General features: G+C 50.5%; 19 protein-coding genes. 12 read left to right on the top strand and 7 right to left on the bottom strand.

Annotated features, from left to right (window positions below; genetic code table 11):
* Positions 1–57: 57 nt before the first annotated feature.
* On the bottom strand, positions 58–807 hold the full coding sequence (locus tag KXJ70_RS14445) for a FadR/GntR family transcriptional regulator (RefSeq protein ID WP_219044206.1): 750 nt from the start codon (positions 805–807) through the stop codon (positions 58–60).
* Positions 808–1,041: 234 nt separating this feature from the next.
* Here KXJ70_RS14445 and KXJ70_RS14440 point away from each other — a divergent pair, with 234 nt between their 5' ends.
* The 4 genes from KXJ70_RS14440 (at position 1,042) to KXJ70_RS14425 (ending at position 5,875) form a co-directional block, all read left to right on the top strand.
* Positions 1,042–1,296 (top strand): type II toxin-antitoxin system Phd/YefM family antitoxin, encoded by a 255-nt coding sequence (locus tag KXJ70_RS14440; protein ID WP_219044205.1) that lies wholly within the window; start codon positions 1,042–1,044, stop codon positions 1,294–1,296.
* Positions 1,289–1,555, top strand: a complete 267-nt coding sequence (locus KXJ70_RS14435; RefSeq protein WP_219044204.1) for a Txe/YoeB family addiction module toxin — start codon at positions 1,289–1,291, stop codon at positions 1,553–1,555. Before KXJ70_RS14440 ends, KXJ70_RS14435 begins: the two co-directional genes overlap by 8 nt.
* Positions 1,556–1,886: 331 nt before the next feature.
* Positions 1,887–4,415 carry a TonB-dependent receptor gene (locus tag KXJ70_RS14430; protein WP_219044203.1) on the top strand — a complete coding sequence of 843 codons (2,529 nt, stop codon included), beginning with the start codon at positions 1,887–1,889 and terminating at the stop codon, positions 4,413–4,415.
* An 11-nt stretch (positions 4,416–4,426) separates the two neighbouring features.
* The gene (locus KXJ70_RS14425; protein ID WP_219044202.1) at positions 4,427–5,875 is read left to right on the top strand and encodes a M20 family peptidase; all 1,449 of its coding nucleotides are present in this window, start codon (positions 4,427–4,429) and stop codon (positions 5,873–5,875) included.
* A 7-nt stretch (positions 5,876–5,882) separates the two neighbouring features.
* On the opposite strand, the gene KXJ70_RS14420 is transcribed toward KXJ70_RS14425, so the two are convergent.
* From KXJ70_RS14420 to KXJ70_RS14405, 4 genes are all read right to left on the bottom strand, one after another.
* Positions 5,883–8,978: an error-prone DNA polymerase gene (locus tag KXJ70_RS14420; protein WP_219044246.1), complete on the bottom strand. Its 3,096-nt coding sequence runs from the start codon at positions 8,976–8,978 to the stop codon at positions 5,883–5,885.
* A gap of 7 nt (positions 8,979–8,985) precedes the next feature.
* Positions 8,986–10,470 (bottom strand): Y-family DNA polymerase, encoded by a 1,485-nt coding sequence (locus KXJ70_RS14415; protein WP_219044201.1) that lies wholly within the window; start codon positions 10,468–10,470, stop codon positions 8,986–8,988.
* Positions 10,470–11,279, bottom strand: a complete 810-nt coding sequence (gene imuA, locus KXJ70_RS14410) for a translesion DNA synthesis-associated protein ImuA (RefSeq protein WP_219044200.1) — start codon at positions 11,277–11,279, stop codon at positions 10,470–10,472. The genes KXJ70_RS14415 and imuA overlap by 1 nt, the downstream gene beginning before the upstream one ends.
* A 417-nt stretch (positions 11,280–11,696) precedes the next feature.
* Positions 11,697–12,074 carry a hypothetical protein gene (locus tag KXJ70_RS14405; protein WP_219044199.1) on the bottom strand — a complete coding sequence of 126 codons (378 nt, stop codon included), beginning with the start codon at positions 12,072–12,074 and terminating at the stop codon, positions 11,697–11,699.
* A gap of 115 nt (positions 12,075–12,189) precedes the next feature.
* Here KXJ70_RS14405 and KXJ70_RS14400 point away from each other — a divergent pair, with 115 nt between their 5' ends.
* The 4 genes from KXJ70_RS14400 (at position 12,190) to KXJ70_RS14385 (ending at position 14,169) form a co-directional block, all read left to right on the top strand.
* Positions 12,190–12,396, top strand: a complete 207-nt coding sequence (locus KXJ70_RS14400) for a hypothetical protein (RefSeq protein ID WP_219044198.1) — start codon at positions 12,190–12,192, stop codon at positions 12,394–12,396.
* Between the two features lie 31 nt (positions 12,397–12,427).
* Positions 12,428–12,865 carry a complement resistance protein TraT gene (traT, locus tag KXJ70_RS14395; RefSeq protein ID WP_219044197.1) on the top strand — a complete coding sequence of 146 codons (438 nt, stop codon included), beginning with the start codon at positions 12,428–12,430 and terminating at the stop codon, positions 12,863–12,865.
* Between the two features lie 250 nt (positions 12,866–13,115).
* Positions 13,116–13,364, top strand: a complete 249-nt coding sequence (locus tag KXJ70_RS14390; protein ID WP_219044196.1) for a glutaredoxin family protein — start codon at positions 13,116–13,118, stop codon at positions 13,362–13,364.
* A gap of 1 nt (position 13,365) precedes the next feature.
* Positions 13,366–14,169, top strand: coding sequence for an MOSC domain-containing protein (locus KXJ70_RS14385; protein ID WP_219044195.1), 804 nt, complete (start codon positions 13,366–13,368; stop codon positions 14,167–14,169).
* A 62-nt stretch (positions 14,170–14,231) separates the two neighbouring features.
* Here KXJ70_RS14385 and KXJ70_RS14380 read toward each other — a convergent pair whose 3' ends face one another.
* Complete coding sequence (locus tag KXJ70_RS14380) at positions 14,232–16,169, bottom strand: transglycosylase SLT domain-containing protein (protein WP_219044194.1); 1,938 nt, start codon at positions 16,167–16,169, stop codon at positions 14,232–14,234.
* Positions 16,170–16,265: 96 nt separating this feature from the next.
* Here KXJ70_RS14380 and KXJ70_RS14375 point away from each other — a divergent pair, with 96 nt between their 5' ends.
* A complete protein-coding gene (locus tag KXJ70_RS14375; protein ID WP_219044193.1) occupies positions 16,266–18,158 on the top strand; it encodes an ATP-binding cassette domain-containing protein in 1,893 nt (630 codons plus the stop codon).
* On the opposite strand, the gene KXJ70_RS14370 is transcribed toward KXJ70_RS14375, so the two are convergent.
* Complete coding sequence (locus KXJ70_RS14370) at positions 18,159–18,590, bottom strand: universal stress protein (protein WP_219044192.1); 432 nt, start codon at positions 18,588–18,590, stop codon at positions 18,159–18,161.
* A gap of 86 nt (positions 18,591–18,676) precedes the next feature.
* Between KXJ70_RS14370 and KXJ70_RS14365 the strand changes: the two genes are divergently transcribed.
* The 3 genes from KXJ70_RS14365 to topA all read left to right on the top strand — a co-directional run bounded on the left by KXJ70_RS14365 (position 18,677) and on the right by topA (position 22,191).
* Complete coding sequence (locus KXJ70_RS14365) at positions 18,677–19,168, top strand: hypothetical protein (RefSeq protein ID WP_219044191.1); 492 nt, start codon at positions 18,677–18,679, stop codon at positions 19,166–19,168.
* Positions 19,165–19,413: a DUF1653 domain-containing protein gene (locus KXJ70_RS14360; protein ID WP_219044190.1), complete on the top strand. Its 249-nt coding sequence runs from the start codon at positions 19,165–19,167 to the stop codon at positions 19,411–19,413. The genes KXJ70_RS14365 and KXJ70_RS14360 overlap by 4 nt, the downstream gene beginning before the upstream one ends.
* Positions 19,414–19,530: 117 nt before the next feature.
* On the top strand, positions 19,531–22,191 hold the full coding sequence (topA, locus tag KXJ70_RS14355; RefSeq protein WP_219044189.1) for a type I DNA topoisomerase: 2,661 nt from the start codon (positions 19,531–19,533) through the stop codon (positions 22,189–22,191).
* Positions 22,192–22,216: the final 25 nt, after the last annotated feature.

Below are 22,216 nucleotides of genomic sequence, written 5' to 3'. Positions count from 1 at the left end.
ATTGCCCTCCGGTATTCGCATTGAATGCGTGTTGTCATTATTGTGTTTTTATCTAACTCAGGTACTGCCTTGCTCGTAGGCGTCGAGAAAGCAATAAATTGCTTCGCTGCTGGCATCGATATACGTTTTTGCGCAATCGAACGCTGCTTCGGTTTCACCACGACGAATGTGCCCGGCCAAGGCCTGAAACGCGCTAACATCCTGTACACTTTTCTCCAGAATAAATGTCATCAATTGCAGTACCGGCTGATAAGCTTTGCGCAGGGAATTCATCGCCAGTCGGTAGGCGATATTGCCAGTGCCATCGACAAGGCGTTCCCAGAATTCAAAGGTGAGGTATTGCAGGTGAACGGTTTCTTGGGTGTGTTGCATTTGCTCTACCAGCGCGTCGAGCTTGTCTGCCAATTCACTGCTTTGCCGAATGGCGGCATCCGCGGCAATCGCTGGCGACAGAACTTGGCGCATCCGCACGATGTCTCTGGCAACGGCAATCTGCACTTGGCCGTCTTGGCCTAGCAGCAGGTTGGCGAGTAGCTCCGGCCCTGCCTCGGCCTGAAAGTCCAATACCGTAGTGGCGCCACCATGCCGTACTTGTACCAGTCCAGCCTGCTGCAGGCGTTTCATGCCCTCCCGCACGGCACCGCGATTTACCTTCAGTAGCTCGCAAAGCACCCGCTCCGAAGGCAGCTCATCTCCGGCTTTGAGTTCTTGGCTGACAATGCGCTCACGCAACTGGCTGAACACTTCTTCCGACAGGGATTGTTTTTTAACGGCTTCAAACATAATGGCGCCACTTGATCTGGTCAACTGATCATACCAGTTGAATTTGCGTGGTCAAGCCCCCGGCCATAGGCGGCTTCAATTGGCGACTAAGCGGTCTCTTTTGAGAGTGTGACAAGCGTAATCAGTCGGAAAATTTACTCGCTAGCACTCCTAAATTCCCGCTGTTGCGGGCGTTAAATCTTCTGCACACTGACACTTGCACAATTTATTGTACAAGTTATACTTGCACGATATTCTGTACAAGTAGGTGTAACCCCAATGAAAGTAGTAAATTTCTCAGATGCTCGGAGCCGCCTGAAAAGCATTCTAGATCAAGTGGTTAGCGATGCAGATTACACAATAATCGCCCGGCGGGACGCCGATGATGCTGTTGTTATGTCTCTCGACCAATTCAATGGTCTCATGGAAACCGTCCATTTGCTTAAAAGCCCAGCAAACGCCGCTCATCTCAATAAGTCCATCAAACAGTATCGAGCGGGCAAAGTCCAAAAGCATAGTCTGACCGATGATTGAGCTATTAACTTGGACCAAGGAAGCTTGGTCAGATTATGTGTATTGGCAAAGCCAAGACAAAAAGACTCTCAAGCGCATAAACAAGCTAATAATCGACACCCAACGAAGTCCGTTTGAAGGTATTGGTAAACCTGAACCATTAAAAGAAAACCTTGCAGGTTTTTGGTCCCGCAGGATCGATGATACAAACCGGCTAGTTTACGTTATTGATAATAAGCAACTAACTATAATTTCCTGTCGGTATCACTATGAAAAATGATTTAACAAATCAAAGCAGCTGATGCAAAAAACGCACAGCTGTTTGAGGCGTTGAGGCAGTGAAAAAAATCCACCAACCTCCATCCGATTCGAGATTTCTGTTCGCCTGCCAATTACCTTAGCTGCAGTAGCCATCCCGTATTTTTACTATCAGTTTGTCAAAGCAAACTATTGATGGGCAAGTCGACACTCATCGTAACCTCAGCATTGCTTGGATAACTATGTCAGTGACGCTGTTGTGATATTGAGGAGTTCTAAAGTTTTTGGTTAATGCCTCGTAACGCGATACGATAGTTTAACGATAATAATAAACTGCGCAGTGAGGAAGAGTTATGGTCTCGAAGTCCCGTTTTGTCTACTACGGTATGTCGGTGTTGTCAGCGTTTGCTTTAGCGCCCCTAGCCAATGCGCAGGCGCTGAATGGCAAGCCAAAGGCCGTACTCGAGGAGGTGGTGGTCACGGCCCGGCGCAGGGAAGAGGGTTTGCAGGAGACTCCCTTGGCGATTACCGCCTTAAGTGCTGACTATCTCGATGCTATGGGGGTGAGTTCTATCGCCGACGTTGAGACCCTCAGCCCTAGTTTGCAGTTTTCTCAAACTAACTATAAAGCGCCAGCTATATTTATTCGCGGCATTGGTCAGCGTTCGGGTAACCCGGTTTTAGATCCCGGCGTTGGGGTGTATTTAAATGGGGTTTATGTCCCTCGCTCCGATGCGCAGTTGCTCGATGCGGTGGATGTGGCGAATATTCAGGTATTGAGGGGGCCGCAGGGCACCTTGTTTGGTAAGAACAATATTGGCGGCGCTTTATTGGTGGATTCTAAGCGGCCGAATGCCGATGCCGTGGAAGTTGAGTTGCGTGTCACCGCCGGAAGCTACGGGCGTAAAGACGGTAAATTAACTGCAAATATTCCCTGGGCGAATGACGCGATAAGCACGCGCTTTGCTGTGAACTCTAAACGCAGTGATGGCTATATCGATAATGTGAACTCCAGTCATAATTTATTCGACGAAGACAGACTGGCGCTGTCTCAGCGCACCATTTGGTACGCCACTGACACTATCGAAGTTGATGTGTTTAGTTTTCTAAGCCGGATCGATGAGCGCGGCACACCCTATAGTTGCCGCTTCCAAAACAGCGGTGCGATTTTAACCCAGGGGGTTTATCGGGGTAGCGGTGGCGAAAATCTACAGCAAGCCTGCGACGATAGCACGGCGCTGGCCGACCACTTTAAAGTGAGTCAAAACGATCAAGATGCGGTTTATGCAATAGATAATCAGATGCATGCATTAACGCTTCGTATGCCTGTGTTTGGCTTTGATATGGAGAGTGTGACGAGTATCGCCTTCCAAGATAATATCCGTATCAGTGGTGACTCTGACGGCTCCTCGGTTGAGGGTGTTGGGGTGGGTTCTAATGCGGGGAATTTTGTATTTCAGGCGGGCGGTATAAGTGCGCCGAGTGCAGATCGAAACCAGTTTACGCAAGAACTCAAGTTTAACGGTAGTTTGTTGGATGACACCCTTAATCTTACCTTTGGTGTTTTTTACGCCCGCGAAGAACTGAACAATACCCTTGATGGCACCGACGTGGGGGATAAGGGCTTGGTCGGTATTCCCGGCGGCGCTGCACTAGGTTTGCCGTTGCCGATTCCACCGGAGTTATTGCTGCCGGTGCAGGCGAATACTGCGTCGTTGGCAGATTATGAAAATGAAACGCGGGCCATTTTTGCCCAGGCTTCGTGGGATGTTAATCACTGGCTACAACTGACGTTGGGGCTGCGCTATACGGAAGAAGAGCGCAGCGCCGTTCACACCATGATCGTGCCTGATTACGATGAATATGCAAATCGCCTAAATGCGCAAATTGGGTCTAATCCGGCAATTTTGCTGCCAGTGGTACATTTAATGGACGGCATATATAGTCCTGTGAGTAGGGGGCAGTATTTCGCCTATGAGGCGCCAGATGTTCCCTTGGTGTTTTTGCCATCGATTAAAGGAAACACGACTTTCTCTGAGTTTACGCCGCTGTTTACCGCTAACTTTATAGCCCCGGAATCGCTTGCCGATACCCTTAATTTTGATAGCTTAATTGCTTACTTTACGTTGAGCGACGGCTTTAAATCCGGCGGGCTTGATGTGCGTTCTACGCAAACGGGCTCGGTGCTTCAACAGTTTGATCCCGAGCAAGTTCGCAACACTGAGTTTGGTATAAAAATAGACGCGCTTGATCAGCGTTTACGATTCAATGTGGCTGTGTATCAATTAGATTACACCGATTTGCAGGTCGCGCTTTATGAGCGTGGTAGTACTAATACAGAAGTTGTGCAATTTACCGGTAATGCGGGTAAGGCCGTGGTAGACGGTTTTGAAATTGAGCTTACTGCTTTGCTTGGCAATTGGACGATTAATGCCAATGCCGGTTATACCGATGGTGATTTTATCGAGTATGACTTGGGCACCAATACGGCAGACGGCTTTGCCGTGGTTGACCGAAGCGGCGAGGCATTTCCGCAAGTACCGCAAAACGTTAGGGGTATGGTGGTGCAATACGATTGGCAGAGTCCCATCGGCAGAATTGTACCCAGTCTTCAGTATTATTATTCGGATGAAATTTTTATTGGCACCGATTACCTCAGCGCTGACTACGACAGTTCGTTTATCGCTCAGTACGAAACCTTTAATGCGCGGGTTCTATGGGATGTCAGCGAGCAGCTGAGCTTTTCAGGCTATGTTAATAATCTTAAAGATGCATCTTACTTTGTTGGTGGTATTGCGGTGACCAGTGTTATCGGTGTGGCTAATCGTGTGCCGGGTTCTCCGCGACAGTTTGGTGTTGAAATGAACTACCGCTTTCAATAAGGCGTGATGAAATGAAGAAGTTATTTGCTAGTGTCGTCCTTGTGATCATTGCTGTGGTGGTGATTCGCGGTCTGTTGTTTGGTGTGGAGCAGCCCAACGTAGATGCGCTTGCGCCTATTACCTGGGATGAAGCTAGGGCGATGGAAAGTCTTGCTGGGGCGATACGGATACCGACAATATCAGAGGGCGATGGTCGCCCACTTAATACCGACGCATTTACCGCCTTTCATCAGTACTTGGCGACGCGTTATCCTCGTGTGTTTAGCGAGTTAGACGTAGAAGTTATAGCTGGACACTCTTTGTTGTTGCGCTGGGCTGGCACGGGTAGTCAATCACCTATTTTGTTTTTGGCGCACCAAGATGTGGTGCCAGTAATTCCTGGAAGTGAGTCGTCTTGGCGCTATCCGCCCTTTGCTGGCACGGTGGCCGACGGCTTTATTTGGGGGCGCGGTGCACTTGATGATAAGGGCAGCTTAATTAGCATCTTGGAGTCTGCCGAACGTTTGCTGTCGGAGGGTTTTGTCCCAGCGCGAACGATTTATTTAGCCTTTGGTCACGACGAGGAAATTGGCGGTGAGGGGGCAAAAGAGATTGCCGCCGCGCTGGCGCAACGCAATGAGCGTCTTGGCTTTTTATTAGACGAGGGGGGCTTTGTTACCAAGGGGTTAATGCCCGGTGTTGAAGGCCGTGTCGCGCTTGTCGGCCCCGCTGAAAAAGGCTATGTCAGTTTAAAAATCAGTGCGCAGGGAGAGGGCGGTCACGCCTCTATGCCCCCCACTCACACGGCCTTGGGGCGAGTGGCGAAAGCCATTGCTCGCCTTGAGGAGAACCCTTTTCCGGCGGATCTCAGTTTTACCCGCGACACCTTGCAGGCCTTGGGATCAAAAGCCCCTTTTATTCAGCGCCTCGTGTTTGCAAACCTCTGGCTCTTAGAACCTTTGGCAGAAAATATGATGTCGCAAATTCCGGCGGCCAATGCGGGGATCCGTACTACCACCGCTGCAACGATGATGAGCGCGAGTGTAAAAGACAATGTCTTGCCGCTCAGCGCTACCGCCGTGGTTAATTTTAGGATTTTACCCGGTGACACCGTCGAGTCGGTCACGGCCTATGTAAATCGCGTTATTGATGACCCGCAAATTACGGTGTCGCCGTACAGTGATTTTGCTAACAATCCGTCAAAGGTTGCGCCAGTGGATTCCGGTGGCTATCGCGTTTTGAGTGAAGTCATTCGCCAGCGACGCCCCGACACGGCGGTGGCACCTCGTTTAGTTGTAGGTGCAACTGACGCGCGTCATTTTGAAGCAATTGCGGATGCGAGTTACCGCTTTCTTGGTTTAGAAGTGGGGCCGGAGGAATTGGCGGGTATGCATGGCAGCAATGAGCGGGTTTCGGTGGAAAGCTTTATGGATGCGGTTCATATTTATTATCGTTTAATGCAGCGCGCAGAGGAGCTTTAAACCGTATTCAATGAAAGTCGTGAGACGCGCTGTTGATACTCATAAGGTGGTCGTAGCTTTCAATGCTAAATGCCACGATATGAATAACGGGGCTGGCATTGCCCGCCACTGCTTTTTGCACGCAGCCTTTAACCATAATAATACGGCCTTGCAGCAGCGCCTTTTTACAGCGCTCTTGCACTGCCGGCCACACAATAATATTGCTGTTGCCGGTTTCGTCTTCTAGGGTAAGAAACATCACGCCGGAGGCTGTGCCGGGTCGCTGCCGGCAACTCACCAAACCGTAAAGCCGAATAAATCTGCCGTCATCAATCTGTTTTAATTGATCTGCGGGAACACAGTTTTTAAATGCCTTATGCGCGCGTAGTAAGGCGGCGGGGTGGCGTCGCAGACTGAGACCAGTATGGCGATAATCACTGAGCACTTCTTCGGTTTCGACCGGCGCTGCGAGTTGAATATGGTCACTGTGCGCTGGCTGTAAATCACCCAGAGGAGTAGCGGTTTGCCATGCACTGATTTCCCAGAGACTTTGGTAGCGATGTAAATCAAAGCAGTGAAACGCATCAGCCTGCACTAATTGTTGCCAGTATTGTTTTGCCATATTGAGGCGGCTGCAGAAGTCGTCGATGCTATGAAATAAGGCCTTTTGTCGGGCTTGGCAGAGTTGATCGGCGCTGTGTTGGCTAAAGCCTTTAACTAGGCGCAAGCCAAGACGTAAGGCTGGGCTAGCGGGGTCGCCCTCAAGTGTGTGGTCCCAGTCGCTGTGGTTAATGCAGATGGGGCGCACATCTATACTGTGACGGCGGGCATCTTGTATGAGTTGCGAGGGGGCATAAAACCCCATGGGCTGGCTGTTTAATAAGCCACAGTAAAAGGCGGCGGGGTGATGGCATTTAAGCCAGGCCGAGGCGTAGGCAAGTAAGGCAAAGCTGGCGGAGTGGGATTCTGGAAACCCATAGGCACCAAAGCCCTTCATTTGGCTGAATAGGCGCTCGGCAAAGTCTTCGCTATAGCCCCGTTTACGCATACCGTTAACTAATTTATCGCGAAATTTTATTAAGTCGCCATTCTTACCCCAGCTTGCCATAGCGCGTCGCAGTTGATCGGCTTCGCCACCGCTAAAATCGGCGGCGACCATGGCCAGTTGAATCACTTGCTCTTGAAATACCGGTACGCCGAGGGTGCGTTTTAATACTCTTGCTATCGCGTCGTTTTCGTATTCCACGTTTTCTAAACCTTGCCGCCGCTGTAAAAAGGGGTGCACCATGCCGCCTTGGATTGGGCCGGGTCTGACAATAGCAATTTGTATCACTAGATCGTAAAAGGTGCGGGGCTGTAAGCGCGGCAGCATTGTCATCTGGGCGCGGGATTCAATTTGAAATACACCCACGCTGTCGGCGGTGCACAGCATTTGATAGGTGGCGGCATCTTCGGCGGGAATATCGCTGAGTTGCTTAACTGGCGATCCCGCCGCACGGAGATAGCCAAGACTTTTTCGCAAGGCGCTGAGCATACCCAGTGCCAGCACATCAATTTTCATTAAGCCCATGGCTTCTAAATCTTCTTTGTCCCATTGAATAATAGTGCGCTCGGGCATGGCGGCATTTTCTAAGGGCACTAAGCTGGCGATGGGGTCGCGGGTAATAACAAAGCCGCCAACGTGCTGGGATAGGTGACGGGGAAAACCCAGAATGTCATTGAGCAAACTCATAAATTGCTGAATGGCTATACTGCTAGTGTCGAACTGGGTTTCTTGCAAGCGCTGGGTGAAGCTGCTGCTGTCATCCCACCAGGCCATATTGCGAGAGAGCTTTTGCAGCAAGTAATCGTCGATACCCAGTGCTTTGCCAACATCGCGTACCGCGCTGCGTCGGCGGTAACTAATAATGGTGGCGGCGAGGGCGGCGTGTTGGCGGCCGTATTTTTTATAAATATATTGGATAACTTCTTCGCGGCGCTCGTGTTCAAAATCGACATCAATATCGGGTGGCTCGTCCCGCTCTCTAGAGATAAAGCGCTCAAATAATAATTGTCCACGGGAAGGGTCTACCTCGGTAATGAACAGACAGTAGCAGACGGCGGAATTGGCTGCCGAGCCTCGGCCCTGGCAGAGAATGCCGCGATTGCGGGCGAACTGAACAATATCGTAAACCGTTAAAAAATAATGCTCGTAGCTCAACTCGGCAATGAGGGTGAGTTCTTTTTCGAGCAAGCTTTTAACCAGTTCGGGTACACCGGTGGGCCAGCGCCGCTTGGCGCCATGCAAGGTGATTTCCCGCAGGAATTTGCTGGCGCTTTTATGCTTGGGGACAACTTCATTGGGATACTGATAGCACAGCTCGTCTAAGTTAAAGGTACAGCGCTCGGCAATGGCGACGCTTTCTTTGAGTAAGTCTGCGGGATAGTCCCGCTGCAATAGCGAAAGCGGTTTAAGGTAGCGCTCGCTGTTAATGTCTACTTGGCTGCCAAGATTTTGTAGCGGCGTGTTAAGACGAATAGCGCTGAGTACATCTTGCAGTGGTTTGCGCTGCCGGCAATGCATATGGATATTGCCGCAGGCAACCATGCTGATTTGATGGCGATTGGCTAATTGATACTGTTTAAAATAGTAAGACTCGGCTTGCTGTTGTTTGTGTAAGCTAATGGCCAGCCAAAGTCGATCAGTAAAATAGTGTTTGAGTTTGCTGACATGCTGCTCGGTTTCGCTGGGGTTAATCCAAATAGCTAAGCAGTACTGACTGTAGCGCCGTACATCATCCAGGTTTAATTGATAACTTCCCTTTTCGCTGTGCAGGCGGGCTCGACTGATGAGTGAGCAAAGTTCGGTATAGGCTTGCCTGCTAGGCGCGAGTAAGACTAGATGAATACCTTCGTCGAGGAAAAACTCTGCGCCGCAAATTAATTTAATGCCGTATTCTTTGCTGGCGCGATGGGCGCGCACAATGCCAGATAGCGAGCATTCATCGGTGATGGCAATAGCTTGGTAAGCTAATTCGGCTGCTTTTTGAACCAGTTCTTGAGGGTGAGATGCGCCGCGTAAAAAACTAAAATTACTTAGGCAGTGAAGCTCGGCATAAGACGCCGCTGTGGATTCTTTAGGCATCATAGCGCTAGCCAAAAAAGCCGTGTAAATACCAGCGCCGGTTCAGGCAGTCTTTAAATATCCAGCACAGTGCGCCGTGTTGATGACGAGCAATATAGTAGTCGCGGGTTTGGCGCTGCTGCCACCACTGACCATCAAAGCGCTCTGGGCCTTGTAGTAACTGCAATTCTCCCTGCCAATATAGTCCTGCGCTGGTTTCCTTAATCACTTCTGGTGGATGGCATAGCCAGTTGGGTCTAAGTAATTTGCTGTGCGTGCTTTCTCCATTTTCTTTTGCTGTATTTAAATTTGGTCTTTTTTGCTTGGGCGCGTAGGCGTCGCGGAGTACCCAGCTTAATTCGGGAAGGTGGGCGTCTTGCAAGCTAAATTGGTGGCAGCGATGGGGGCCTAATCTAAGCCGAAGTTTATCTAGGACATGGGCGGCTTTTTCTTGTTGTTTGCTGTTGCTGGCGGTGTCGAATAATTGTTCGTTTGCCTGCTCGTTGCTTATAAATTGCTCGCAGCAGAGGCTGAGAGTTTCTACTGCGCCTTGCAGGCTAAGGCGTTCAAGTCGCAGCATAACGAGTTCTATAAGACTGCGGCGATCAAAGTGGCGGTGGCTAAGATCTAAAGACCAGGGTTCTCTACTGCCGTCTAAATAATGAAATTCCCAGCCTAGGTCTCGATTCAAACACTGTCGTAAACGTAAATAGTGTTCTAGCTCGCTGAGTAGGGCAGAGATCGGAAAACGCAGTTGTTGTTTGCTGTGTAGACCACCGTCAAAGTGGCGCTGGGCGTGAAAGGTTTCGGGAGGAATAAACTTGGGCCGAATATCTGTCTGTTCGCCCTCTAGCTTAGCGAGCACGCTGCTAATGTCTTTGCCAAATCTGCGCTCAAGACCAGCGCGGGGAAGGGCTTTAATACTGCCGAGGGTGTGTAAGCCCATTTCTTGTAATGTGCTTAGGGTTTTTGCTGCTAGGGGTAATAGCGGGGTGGGCAAGCTGTGCAGTGCCTGTTGCAATGTGTCTTGCTGTAGCTGACCGGCGCCATTGACTAATTTAGCTGGGCTTAGATTTTGGTGGCTGAGTAATTCTGCGGCTAAGGGTGTGTGGGCAATACCCAGTTGCACATTGAAGCCTCGGCGGCGAAAAGCGCTTATAAATCGGCGATACAGTCGCGCCAGATTTTTAAACAAACGCAGCGACGCGCTGAGCTCTAGCAATATGGCATTGGGTGGGCAGAGGCAGACATCGCCGCTAAAGCGATAGGCCCAGAGCGCGATATTTTCTAATTGGCGTCGTTCACACTCCATATCGCGGCAGCGCAGTTCTAGCGTGCTGCATAAGCTCATTGCAGTGGCGACTGACATGTCGGTGGCAAGTCCTGCGTCTCGAGCTGCGGTATTTGCCATGACAATACGATTGTTGTGAGTCAGTGCCAGTGGCCCCGCGGCCTGGTTTTCCCCGATAGCATTTAACGGCAGCTCCGGTAGCCTTAAACATAACCACAACATTAGTGCGCCTGCTCTTTGCTGACGCTATCAAGCTGCTTGGCTGGCCGAGCTGGGGTATTAAGTATGGACGCGTTGAGCAAACTAATTTTGCCCTTAAGCTGGCGCTGAACCGGTAAATTAGAGGCGGGAGCGGTGGTATACACCGGCCAGTTACTTGCGGGACTCTGCTGCAAATACAGTGCGGCGGGGCGTGCTAATTGCAATTGCTGACCCGCATGGCCGCCTTGCTGCTTCATAATCTGAATGTCTAGCGCTTGTTTGGCGGTATGGAGCTGTAGGCGTAGCGGCGCAGGCGATATTTGCTGGGCCAGTGCCGCTGGCCGAAAATGAAGATGCCAACACTCTCCCTCCAGCGCGGCTATATGCAGACGCCGCAGCTGTCGGTCATTGAGATTAGTCTTGGCAAACCACGTTAATACCGCGGCATAAGCCCCGCTGCGCAGTAACTCCTCGGCGGCCCACAGTTGGTCATTCACGTTTTTGGGGCGAACTAAAAGTTGTCTGTTTGCGGCGATACCCTGTTGCGCTAAGGCTGGGGGGTATGGCAAATAGGGTGGGTTTAGCCAGCAGATTGGCCGCGCCGCACTGCGTTCACGTAAAGTTGGCATCAGCAGCCATAGCTCGCCAATACCATATTCTCCCAAGAGTTCAGTTGAGCCACTCCGCGGCCAGCCGCCGCTGTGCAGCGCTGCATCTAGGGCCTTAAAACCCGTACAGCAGCTATCACTCGCCGCCATTCTGGGGCGGAGTTGCTGGCCTCGCCAGAGCTTGCGCTCATCGAGTAATTGATTGAGGGAGTGGTTTTTCATATTGCCGTGTAAAATTGCTCAGCAGAATATTGCTGTATGTATATACAGTATATTAAGTGGTGAGAATGTCAATGTTGAAATTTGAGGAAGCACTAGATAGCGCCGTGCGTATGTGTCCGGTGTGCGGGATGCTGGCTAGTTATAAGGGCGCGTGAGTAGGGGGAGAGCCGGAATAGCAAGCTCGCTAAGGGTGGCGGCGAAAATGTCTTCCGAAGCTAAGCCCTGTTTAGCGTGCTGTGTAATAACTGCCTTATGGTCAGAAGAACGTATTAAGCAGTTAATATTATGAAAAATAATATTCTCTGATTACGATATAAAATATACCGCAATCACGTCAGCTGTATAATTTTGAAACTTAAAAAAATAATATTTTCCTGCCAAAAGTAATAGACCTCGGATTTTGACAGGAAAGCACCTTTAGCTGGGGTTGGCGGCTTTATAGGCGTGCAGAGCGTTGTTGAATTTCTTCGCTACTTGTTCTTCGTTGCTGACAGCTTGGTTGTAAGATTCTGTCCAGCGCTGATGGTTGGCCTTGGCTTCGTTTACGCTTTTCTCGTCGCTAGCAGATTTTACTGCATCTACCGCCTGGGCGATTTTCTCGCTCACGCAATCGCGGTATGTGGCATTTTCCCTCTGATAGTCCGTAATGGCAGATTTTCCCTTTAGCATCTCTTCCATGCTGGCTTTGTCACCGTCGGGCATGTTGGGCTGTGTTGGTGGATTACAGTCGGCCGCCCAGCTGGAAGATGAAGCAATGGTTAGATTAAAAAGTAATGTTATTAATAGTTGTTTCATGATCTTCTCCTGCGGAGTTGCGACAAAAACGCCGAGAGTAACAGCTCAGTATTTAGCTGCCAAGTCGCTTAATATTATGAGTAAAAAAGTAAATTGTTATTTTTTAGGTAGAAAAATGACGATTATCGCAAGTTATCGCGTGCAGCCTGTGTGTTGTTTCGTAGGGCGAGAAAAGCAAAGGAATTTGCTGCGCTTGGTCGTGGCCGAGTGCGGCGCTGGTTTTATTTGGGCGGTATGCGCGCTCTTAGCTGAGTCGATGGTGCGGGTTCCCGTTGTTGTTATCCTCGACCCCCGATCGCAGGGGAATGCCTTTAGGGTCTGATGCCAGACGTCTGACGTAATCCTCGCGCATTGTGAAGTATTACAAAGCCCGAGGTTTATGGATCCTCAATCGAGTTGAGGATGACGGTGGAGGAGTTGAGGATGACGGTGGGGCGTTGATAGGGGCTAACCGGGGGCATATTTGGGGCGGTGCTGCCTTGGGAGCCGTCGCGGCCTCAGGCATGTCGATGGTTGCCAATGCTCTGGTGAAGGACGTGACTTATATGCTGGTCTGCGATATTTCAATTAGAGAGCGGGTGGCTGATGGTGTTTATGTTCGACGCGATACACAACTTGGGGCCCAGGTCTCTGACGGTGGTTCTAGCCAGTCGCGGGTATCCGAAGTCACTGATCGCAAAGATTACCGAACTCGGGTTGTGACGACAGCCAATAAGGCTAATCTCGAATTGCCAGAGGCTCAGGATGCTATGTTCCAGAAAACAGCCTACGCGATGGCGGGCTTTTTCTAGAAAGTTGCTCGATTATTGTTTCTTGGTTCTTAGGCGGCGGAAAGGCTTTGTTGTCCGCCGCAGATTAGCTCAGGCAAGTGTTGGTCAGAATGTGTTGGCGAATTTGCCTGCGCGTATTTTGACCTCTATCCTAGGGTCTGTTGACGTTTCATTATTACCCCTGCTGGAGGCCATTTTTTCGAAATTATTCTTGCAATGCTCGCGCTAAACCGACATTTTTATGCGCCTGTGCACTGATGTTGGAGAGCATATGCAAGAACTGGAATTATATGGCACCTCGGCTTGTCATCTCTGCGAATTGGCCGAGGCGATGCTGGCAGAGATATTGGTAGACGAGACTGATTGGCAGATTGAGTTAATTGATATCGCGGATAACGACGATACCCTCGAACGCTATGCCTTAAAAATTCCCTTATTGAAATGCGTAGTCGATGGCCGGGAGTTATCTTGGCCCTTTGATAAATTACGTATTCGCCAATTTGTTGGAGAGGGGCAATAAAATGTCGCTTCACGTCTCATCGCTTTGGCAGTATCCGGTTAAATCCATGGCAGGTGTTTCGCTGTCGCAGATGAGGGTAAATAGCTGGGGACCAGATTTGGACCGGCGCTGGATGGTGGTCGATAGTAATAAACGCTTTCTCACCCAGCGGCAGTTGCCGAGCATGTGTCTGCTTGCCGCATCACATACCGCAAACGGTGTGCGTATCCAGTCTTTGAACGACAAAGCGATATCGATTGAGGTCGCTGAACCTGTCGCAGAAGCCACTTACCCTGTTTCGGTGTGGTCTGATGTGTGTGAGGCGACGGACGCGGGTGATCAGGCCGCGGCGTTTTTGAGCGAGATTCTCGGCCAGTCGGTGCGTTTGTGTTTTATGAGCGAAAACACTCATCGCCAAGTGGATCGCCAGTTTGCGGCCACAGGTACTCGGGTGAGCTTTGCCGATGGATTCCCTTTCTTACTGTGCAATGAATCCTCTTTGGCGGCGCTGGGTACGGCACTGGGCCGCAGCTTGGATATGCGGCGCTTCAGGCCCAATATTGTTGTATCTGGCGCTGAGGCATTCGCTGAGGACGCTTGGCGGCGTATTCGTATTGGCGCGCTTGAGTTTGAGTTAGTGAAGCCCTGTGCGCGCTGTGCCATTCCAACGATTAATCTGGCAAGTGCAGCGCGGGAAGCTGATGTTTTTAAAATGTTGCGGGCTGAGCGCAGTAAAAATGGAGAGGTGTATTTTGGTCAGAACCTCATACATCACGGCGAGGGTGAGATAGGTCTTGGGCAGACGGTAGCGCTTTTAGAATTTTAAGGTCTCAAGGCATTGGTCTTTGGGTGATGGCTCAGGGGCGCGTTGCCCCCGAGCTATTCACCTTAGTTTTTCTGCGCAGTCACCGCGTTGGCGGCGCTAATTTTGCGCTCGTGACTGGCCAGCAAAGGGCGATCTAGTTTTAGCTTTTCAGCATAAATAACGCTAAATGCCAGCACGTTCTTTATGTATTCGCGGGTTTCGCCATAGGGAAGATTTTCAATCCATATATCGGCGGGCAGCTCCTCAGTTTGGCGCAGCAACACCCGCTCTACACGCGTAGGGCCAGCATTATAGGCTGCGGTTGCGAGTATTCGGTTGCCGCCAAATTGCTCTAAAAGCTGGCCTAGATAAAACCCGCCCATCGCAATGTTCTTTTCAGGTGTGACTAAATCTTCAGTACGTGGCTGCGATATGCCCATTTGACGGGCAACAAGGCGTGCGGTGCCGGGCATTAATTGCATAATACCCCGCGCGCCAACGGGTGAGTTGGCGCTGGGTGCAAAGGCACTTTCTTGGCGGGCAATCGCGTAAAGCCATTTCAGTTCAATATTCTCGCGTTTGGCGATTGTCTTGAAGGTGGATTTATAAGGCGTGGGAAAGCGCAGGGTTAGGTCATTCCATTCACCCGCGCGTATCGCCGTCATAATGGATTGGTGCGACCAGCCCCAGTTTAGGGCGAGTTGTGCGGCAGCTACTTGCTCAGGTTTGTTGAGACTGCGCATGCCGTAATTCCACTCTAAGCTGGCAGTAAAATTCTCTCCTAGTAAATAGAGTTCGCGAGCGCGATTGATCGCCTCGTGCTGCTCAATTTCGCCTATGAGCGCTGGGTCTAAGGTTCGTACCGCTGTTAATTGGTATTCTTCGTTGAGAATGTCTGCCGCTAAAAAGCTGTAATAGCCGCGCTCTGCCGCAATTTGTTGAAGAATAAGCTGGGTGCTAACACTCAGCTCACCTTTTAACTCGATATCAGCTCTTGCCCACCAATAGCGCCAGTCGGCTTTTTCGCGCATTTCTGCCGGTAAAAATTGAACGGTTCTTTGTACTTCAGGCCAGTCCAGATCTTTTAAAGCGAGGCGAATACGCCACTCTGTTAGGTACGGGTCTTCGTAATTGGGGTCGTTTGCCGTTATCCAGTCGCGGGTATAGTCTGCATCACTGGCAATAATTTGCCGCGCCATACTATCGCGCAGTGCGTAATTCTGAGTTGCGCTAAAATTGAGGTGACGATCAAGTTGATGCCACAGGGTATTGGTGCGCTCAAAGTCGCCACGTGCAAGTTGTTTTAGTGCGTGAACAGCTACTTCGCGGCTATGTTCATTAACGGGCAGCTTCATACCTAGCTGGTAGAGGCGTTCTGGACGTTGAAGTAAGTCGACATAGGGTTCTGAGTTGGCAATTTTGCCCAGTAAATAGCGGGCCATATCGGTTTGCCCTTTTCTGAGCGCGAGTTCGGCGCGCAGCCAATATTGATCTTCTTTTTCACTGGTATTGAGGCGGGCCATCCACTGTTTAATGGGGGTGTCGCACTCCTTTGGCAGCGATGAGGGTGTTAACCATAACTCCGCAATGGCCTTGTCAGCTTTGTAATGATCGCCAATTTGCCGCAGGGCGTAGGCGTAATAGCAACTCGTGGCGACCGATGAGTTCCTTTGGTAGTAGCTAACAAACTGTGCCCAATCGCGGCTGCGCAGTAATTTATTGAGCCACGAGATACGAATTCGCTGCCCGACAATGGTATCGCCGTATTGTTGGAGATAGACGTCGATGGTTTGCGGCGAAATCTCATTGATCTGTGCTTTGATCAATTCCAGTTCAAGATAAGGTAGCAGTGGATAATTATTTAGCTTTGGAACCAGCTTTTCCGCATTGATAAGCCTCCCGCGGCTGATTTCGTTGAGGGCTTCGCGGTATAATCGCCGGCTTTCGTCTAGGCTAGGCTCGGCAAACACCTGAACTGCTGACGTTGTTAATAGTAAAACCAGTAATAAGAGGCGATTCATTTCCCTACAGCCTTGCAAAACATCGTGAATTTCCTAAGAAGTTAGCCAACATTGAGATTAACCAGCTTAAAGCTGGTTACACATTGGATCAAATATATGCCTTTGTTACGCGCCACACAATTACAGCACAGTATTGGACAACAGATTGTCTTGGATAATGCAGAATTACAATTAGAAGCTGGCGATCGTGTTTGTTTACTGGGGCGTAATGGCTGCGGAAAGTCGACCTTGCTGCGCATTGTCGACGGCAATACCACGGTAGACTCCGGGGACATTTGGCGCCAACCGGGAGTGAAAATTGCAAGGATGGAGCAAACCTTGGATTTTGCGTCGCCGGAAGAAACGATTTATGACGTCGTGGCGGATGGTTTGGCGGGGTTAGGCAAAATACTACGTCGCTATCATGAGCTGATTATCGGCGAAATGGGCGACGATGAATTAATTGAACTTGAAAAATTACAGCGTGAGATTGAGGTAAACGACGGTTGGCTATTTCAACAGCGCATCGAAAATATCCTCTCTCGACTTGAGTTAGATGCCGACGCGACGGTTTGCAGTCTGTCGGGTGGCTGGCGTCGCCGCGTTGCACTGGCGCGGGCGCTGGTTTGTGAGCCCGATATATTGCTGTTGGACGAACCTACCAACCATTTGGATTTAGACGGCATTTTGTGGCTGGAACAGTGCGTTATGTCGTTTCAGGGCTGTGTGTTGTTTGTGACTCACGACCGGGCGCTGATTGAAAAACTGGCGACCCGCATTATTGAATTAGATCGCGGCATTCTGACTAATTACGATACCAATTACGTCCGTTACTTGGAGCTGAGGGAGCACGCCTTAGAGGTTGAGGCCGAGCAAAATGCGCTGTTCGACAAGCGTTTGGCGCAGGAAGAGGTATGGATTCGGCAGGGAATTAAAGCGCGCCGCACCCGCAATGAGGGCCGTGTTCGCGCGCTGGAAAAGATGCGCAATGAGCGGTCGCAGCGCCGTAACCTCACCGGTTCGGCTAGTCTGAGCGTGAATCAGGGTGATAAAACCGGCAAGGTTGTCGCTGAGCTCACTGATGTTCGCTTTGAAGTACCGGGTAAATTACTGGTCGACAATCTTTCACTATTGATTTGTCGCGGTGACAAATTAGCACTTATCGGCCCAAACGGTGCTGGTAAAACAACCTTGCTGCGTTTGATTCTTGGCGAGCTCGAGCCCCAGAGCGGTACGGTGAAAGCGGGAACCAAGCTGCAAGTCGCTTACTTTGATCAGCTTCGCGATCGCTTGGACGAAGATAAACGGGTGGTGGATATTGTTGGCCAGGGCCGCGATGCGGTCACTATTAACGGCAAAGATCGCCATATCATGAGCTACCTTGGTGATTTCTTGTTCACTCCCGAGCGCGCCCGCAGTCATTTCGGGGTTTTGTCGGGGGGAGAGCGTGCGCGGGTGCAGCTGGCGTGCTTGTTTAGTCAGCCCGCGAACGTATTGGTAATGGATGAGCCAACCAACGACCTCGATATGGAAACCCTTGAACTACTAGAGAGTTTATTAGTTGAGTTCAGTGGCACGGTATTGCTGGTCAGTCACGATCGATCCTTTGTAGATAGTGTTGCCAGTAGTTGTTTGCTGTTTGAAGGTAACGGTCAAATCAGTGAGCACGTGGGGGGCTATACCGAGGTCTCGAATTACGTGGCGCGCAGCGCAGCTCAACAGAAAGCGGCGGCAGCCAGTAAAAATACGGCAGCGGCAGCAGCGGTGACTGAATCAAAGCCCGCCGCCAAAGTGAAAAAGCTCAGCTATAAGGATCAACGGGAGTTAGATGGGCTGCCCGCCAAGATTGAAACCTTAGAGGCAAAAATTGCTGACTTGGGTGAAATAACAGGTGATCCTGCTTTTTATCAACAGGATGCGGCAAAAGTCACCCAAGTTCTCGATCAATTAAGTCGTGTTCAGCTGGAGCTCGATGAGTGTATGGAGCGGTGGATGGAGTTGGCAGAGTAATTAGCCAACTCGCACCGCCAGCACATCGCATTTGGCGCCGTGTAATACGCCGTTGGCGGTTGAGCCAAGTAATAGCGCTAGACCTTTGCGGCCGTGACTGCCAACGATAATGAGATCCGCGTTCAAGCTATCGCAAAGTTCATGGACTTGGGAATCGGGTCGGCCACTTAAGAGGTGACATCGATTAGTGGGAATGTTGGCTCGCTTGGCGTATTGGTGGAGTGACTCCTCTGCTTGGGTTTGCAGTTGCTCCTGTACGCTGGAAAAATCCATGGGAATATCGCCGCCGTAGGCGAGGTTCAATGGTTCTACCACATGAACGAGGTGTAGTTCAGCGCCGTCGCTAGTCGCCATGGCTTTAGCGCGCGTCAACACTGCGTTGGTTTCATCTGATAAATCAATCGCTGCAAGGATGCGCTGATAATTTGGCATAGCATTCTCCTTTTGTGGTCGCAATGTACCTCGCTATTAAGGTATAAAGCCTGCCATCTGTCCAGTGAAGTCTCGGGAGCCGCCTAATGGCGTGGTTAATAGCAGTTGTGGTTATTGGGTTCATGCTGGCGCCTATCATGTGGATTCTGCCGTCTCGGCGCCAGACCCAGCAGGCGGAAATACGCGCGAGTGCTCGTACCTTGGGCTTGTCAGTAAAAGTAGTGGCAATGCCTAAGACGCGGCGCGCTAAAGTTCGTCGTGAGGAGGATGTGTTTGGCGTCTGTTACACCCGCTTTTTACACACTAAAAAGCCGCTAACGCCTTGGAAGTACTGGTTAATCGATGTGCCTGAGGGCGACGACGACCCGGTTTCTCTAGACCCCGCAATGCTAGCGTTGATTGAAAAACATAGTCCGTTACTGCCAAGAGATGCCAGCATGCTTGAATTAACGCCACTTGGTCTCAATATTTATTGGCGTGAAAACCATGCAGACTTAAATGTAGTGAAAAATATAGCGCAGGTGCTCAACGCCATTGTCGAAGAGGCGCATCTCGAAACCGGAGTGAGTTCAGAATGACTAGGCCAGATCAACAAAGTGTCTCGCCAGGCCGCTACCGACACTATAAAGGTGGCGAATATTATGTCTACGAGGTGGCTACCCACAGTGAGACGGAAGAATTAGTTGTCGTTTATCGACCTTTATATGGCGAGGCTGCACTTTGGGTTAGACCCCTCGCTATGTTCACTGAAGTTATTGAATTTGAAGGAAAACTGCAGCGTAGATTTGAGTTTCTTAGCCCCGCTGATGGATCGATTTTATAGCTTGATGGCAGGGCTGATGATGTTACGCCGCCCTTGACCCTGACGAAATGAACACTTATATATGTCGCCTCTCGCCGTTAAGGCGTCACACGTTTACGTAAATTGCAGAAGGATAATATGGGCAAATCTTTAGTTATTGTGGAGTCGCCGGCAAAAGCGAAGACCATTAACAAGTATTTGGGCAACGATTACATCGTGAAGTCCAGTATTGGCCATATCCGCGATTTACCAACTAGCGGCAGCAGCAAGGCGAGCCCGGTCGATGCCAAGCAGCGTGCCAAGGCGGCGGCGTTGACACGCAAAATGTCACCAGAAGAGAAAGAGATTCATAAGAAGACCAAGGCTCGTGAGCAATTGGTTGGACGTATGGGCATTGACCCTGATAACGATTGGAAGGCGCGCTACGAAATATTACCGGGCAAGGAAAAGGTTGTTAATGAACTGAAAAAATTGGCCGAGAATGCCGACACTATCTATCTCGCAACGGATTTGGATCGCGAGGGAGAGGCAATTGCGTGGCATTTACGCGAGTCAATTGGTGGCGATGATAGTCGCTACAAACGGGTGGTCTTTAACGAGATTACCAAGAAGGCGATTCAGGCCGCGTTTGAAAAACCAACCGAACTTGATATTGATCGTGTTAATGCGCAGCAGGCTAGGCGCTTCCTAGACCGCGTTGTTGGCTATATGGTGTCGCCATTGCTGTGGGCAAAAATTGCACGCGGCCTGTCTGCTGGTCGTGTTCAGTCAGTTGCGGTGCGCTTAATTGTGGATCGTGAAAAGGAAATCCGCGCGTTTATTCCGGATGAGTTTTGGCAGATTCACACTGACAACGCCGCGCCAGCGGGTAAATTGCGTCTGGAAGTTAAAAAACAGGCTGGTGAAGCGTTTAGACCAGACAATGAAACCGATGCCATGGCCGCAGCGGCGGCGCTAAAAAATGTTGAGTACAAGGTTAGCGCCCGCGAGGACAAACCAACCAAGAGCCACCCCGGCGCCCCATACATAACGTCGACGCTACAACAGGCTGCAAGTACCCGCCTGGGCTTCGGGGTTAAGAAGACCATGATGATGGCACAGCGTCTCTATGAGGCTGGTTACATCACCTATATGCGTACCGACTCGACCAATTTAAGTGCGGATGCCGTAACGGCGTGTCGCGATTATATTTCGTCCAATTTTGCTAAAGCGTATTTACCTGACGCGCCGCGGTCGTATTCTAGTAAAGAAGGTGCGCAGGAAGCGCATGAGGCGATTCGTCCGTCGGACGTTAACGTTGAACCGACCCAATTGGCGGGGATGGAACGTGATGCTGAACGCCTATACACCCTAATTTGGCGCCAGTTTGTGGCGTGCCAGATGGCTTCAGCCGACTTTACGAGCACGTCGATCACCGTGGCTGCTGGCGATTTTGAGCTTCGCACCCGCGGCCGAGTAGTGCGTTTTGACGGTTTTATGAAGGTGCAGCCGCCGGGCGTTGCAAAAAAAGAAGATGATCAAGAGTTGCCCGATGTGAAAGTGGGTGAAAAGCTCGAGCTTCTGAAGGTCGATCCGACGCAACACTTCACCAAGCCATCGCCGCGCTACTCTGAGGCTGCGCTGGTAAAAGAATTGGAAAAACGCGGCATCGGTCGCCCATCCACCTATGCGTCTATCATTTCGACTATCCAAGATCGCGGTTACGTAAAAGTTGAAAATCGGCGTTTTTATGCGGAAAAAATGGGTGATATCGTCACCGACCGCTTAGTCGAAAGCTTTAGTAATCTTCTCGATTACAGCTTCACTGCGCGTATGGAAGAGTTGCTGGATGCGGTAGCTTCTGGCGATAAGAACTGGAAATTGCTGCTCAATGAATTCTACGTCGATTTTCGCAAGACGCTTGAAGCCGCTGAGGCCAGTGACGCGGGAATGCGTCAAAACACGCCGACTGGCACTGATATTCCGTGCCCGAATTGCGGTCGCGATATGCAAATTCGCACCGCGAGTACCGGTGTGTTCTTAGGTTGTTCAGGTTATGCACTGCCCCCGAAGGAGCGATGCAAACAGACTATAAACTTAGTGTCTGGCGATGATTTTGTCAGTATCGACAACGATGACGACGAAGCGGAATCTAAATTACTGCGCAGTAAAAAACGCTGTAAATTGTGTAATACCGCGATGGATAGCTATGTCATTGACGCCTCGCGCAAGCTGCATATTTGCGGTAATAACCCCGATTGTTCAGGCCACGAAATTGAAGAGGGAAGCTTTAAAGTTAAGGGCTATGAGGGACCGCTGATCGAGTGCGATAAGTGCGGTGCCGATATGCAATTAAAAACCGGGCGCTTTGGGAAATATTTTGGCTGTACCGGCGAGGAGTGCAAAAACACGCGTAAATTGCTGCGCAGTGGCGAAGCAGCGCCACCGAAAATGGACCCTGTACCGATGCCGGACCTGAAGTGTGAGAAGGTTGACGACCACTATATTTTGCGCGATGGCGCGTCCGGTCTATTTCTTGCCGCCAGTGGTTTCCCGCGCAATCGTGAAACCCGTGCGCCGCTGGTAAAAGAGATTTTACCGGTTCGTGATCTTGTCGATGAGAAATACGCATTTCTTTTCGATGCGCCGGTGAAAGACAAACAAGGGAACGACACGGTTATTCGCTACAGCCGCAAAACTAAAGAGCAGTATGTGCAGACCGAAGTGGATGGCAAGCCATCTGGTTGGGCCGCTTTCTATGAAAATGGTAAGTGGGTTGTGCGTGAAAAAGCAGCTAAAAAAGCCAAGGCCGCTAAATAAAATGTTAGCGGCGATGCTTGGGCTC

Source organism: Zhongshania aquimaris (assembly GCF_019312595.1).
GTDB lineage: Bacteria > Pseudomonadota > Gammaproteobacteria > Pseudomonadales > Spongiibacteraceae > Spongiibacter > Spongiibacter aquimaris.
This window is presented reverse-complemented; position numbering and strand designations above follow the sequence as displayed.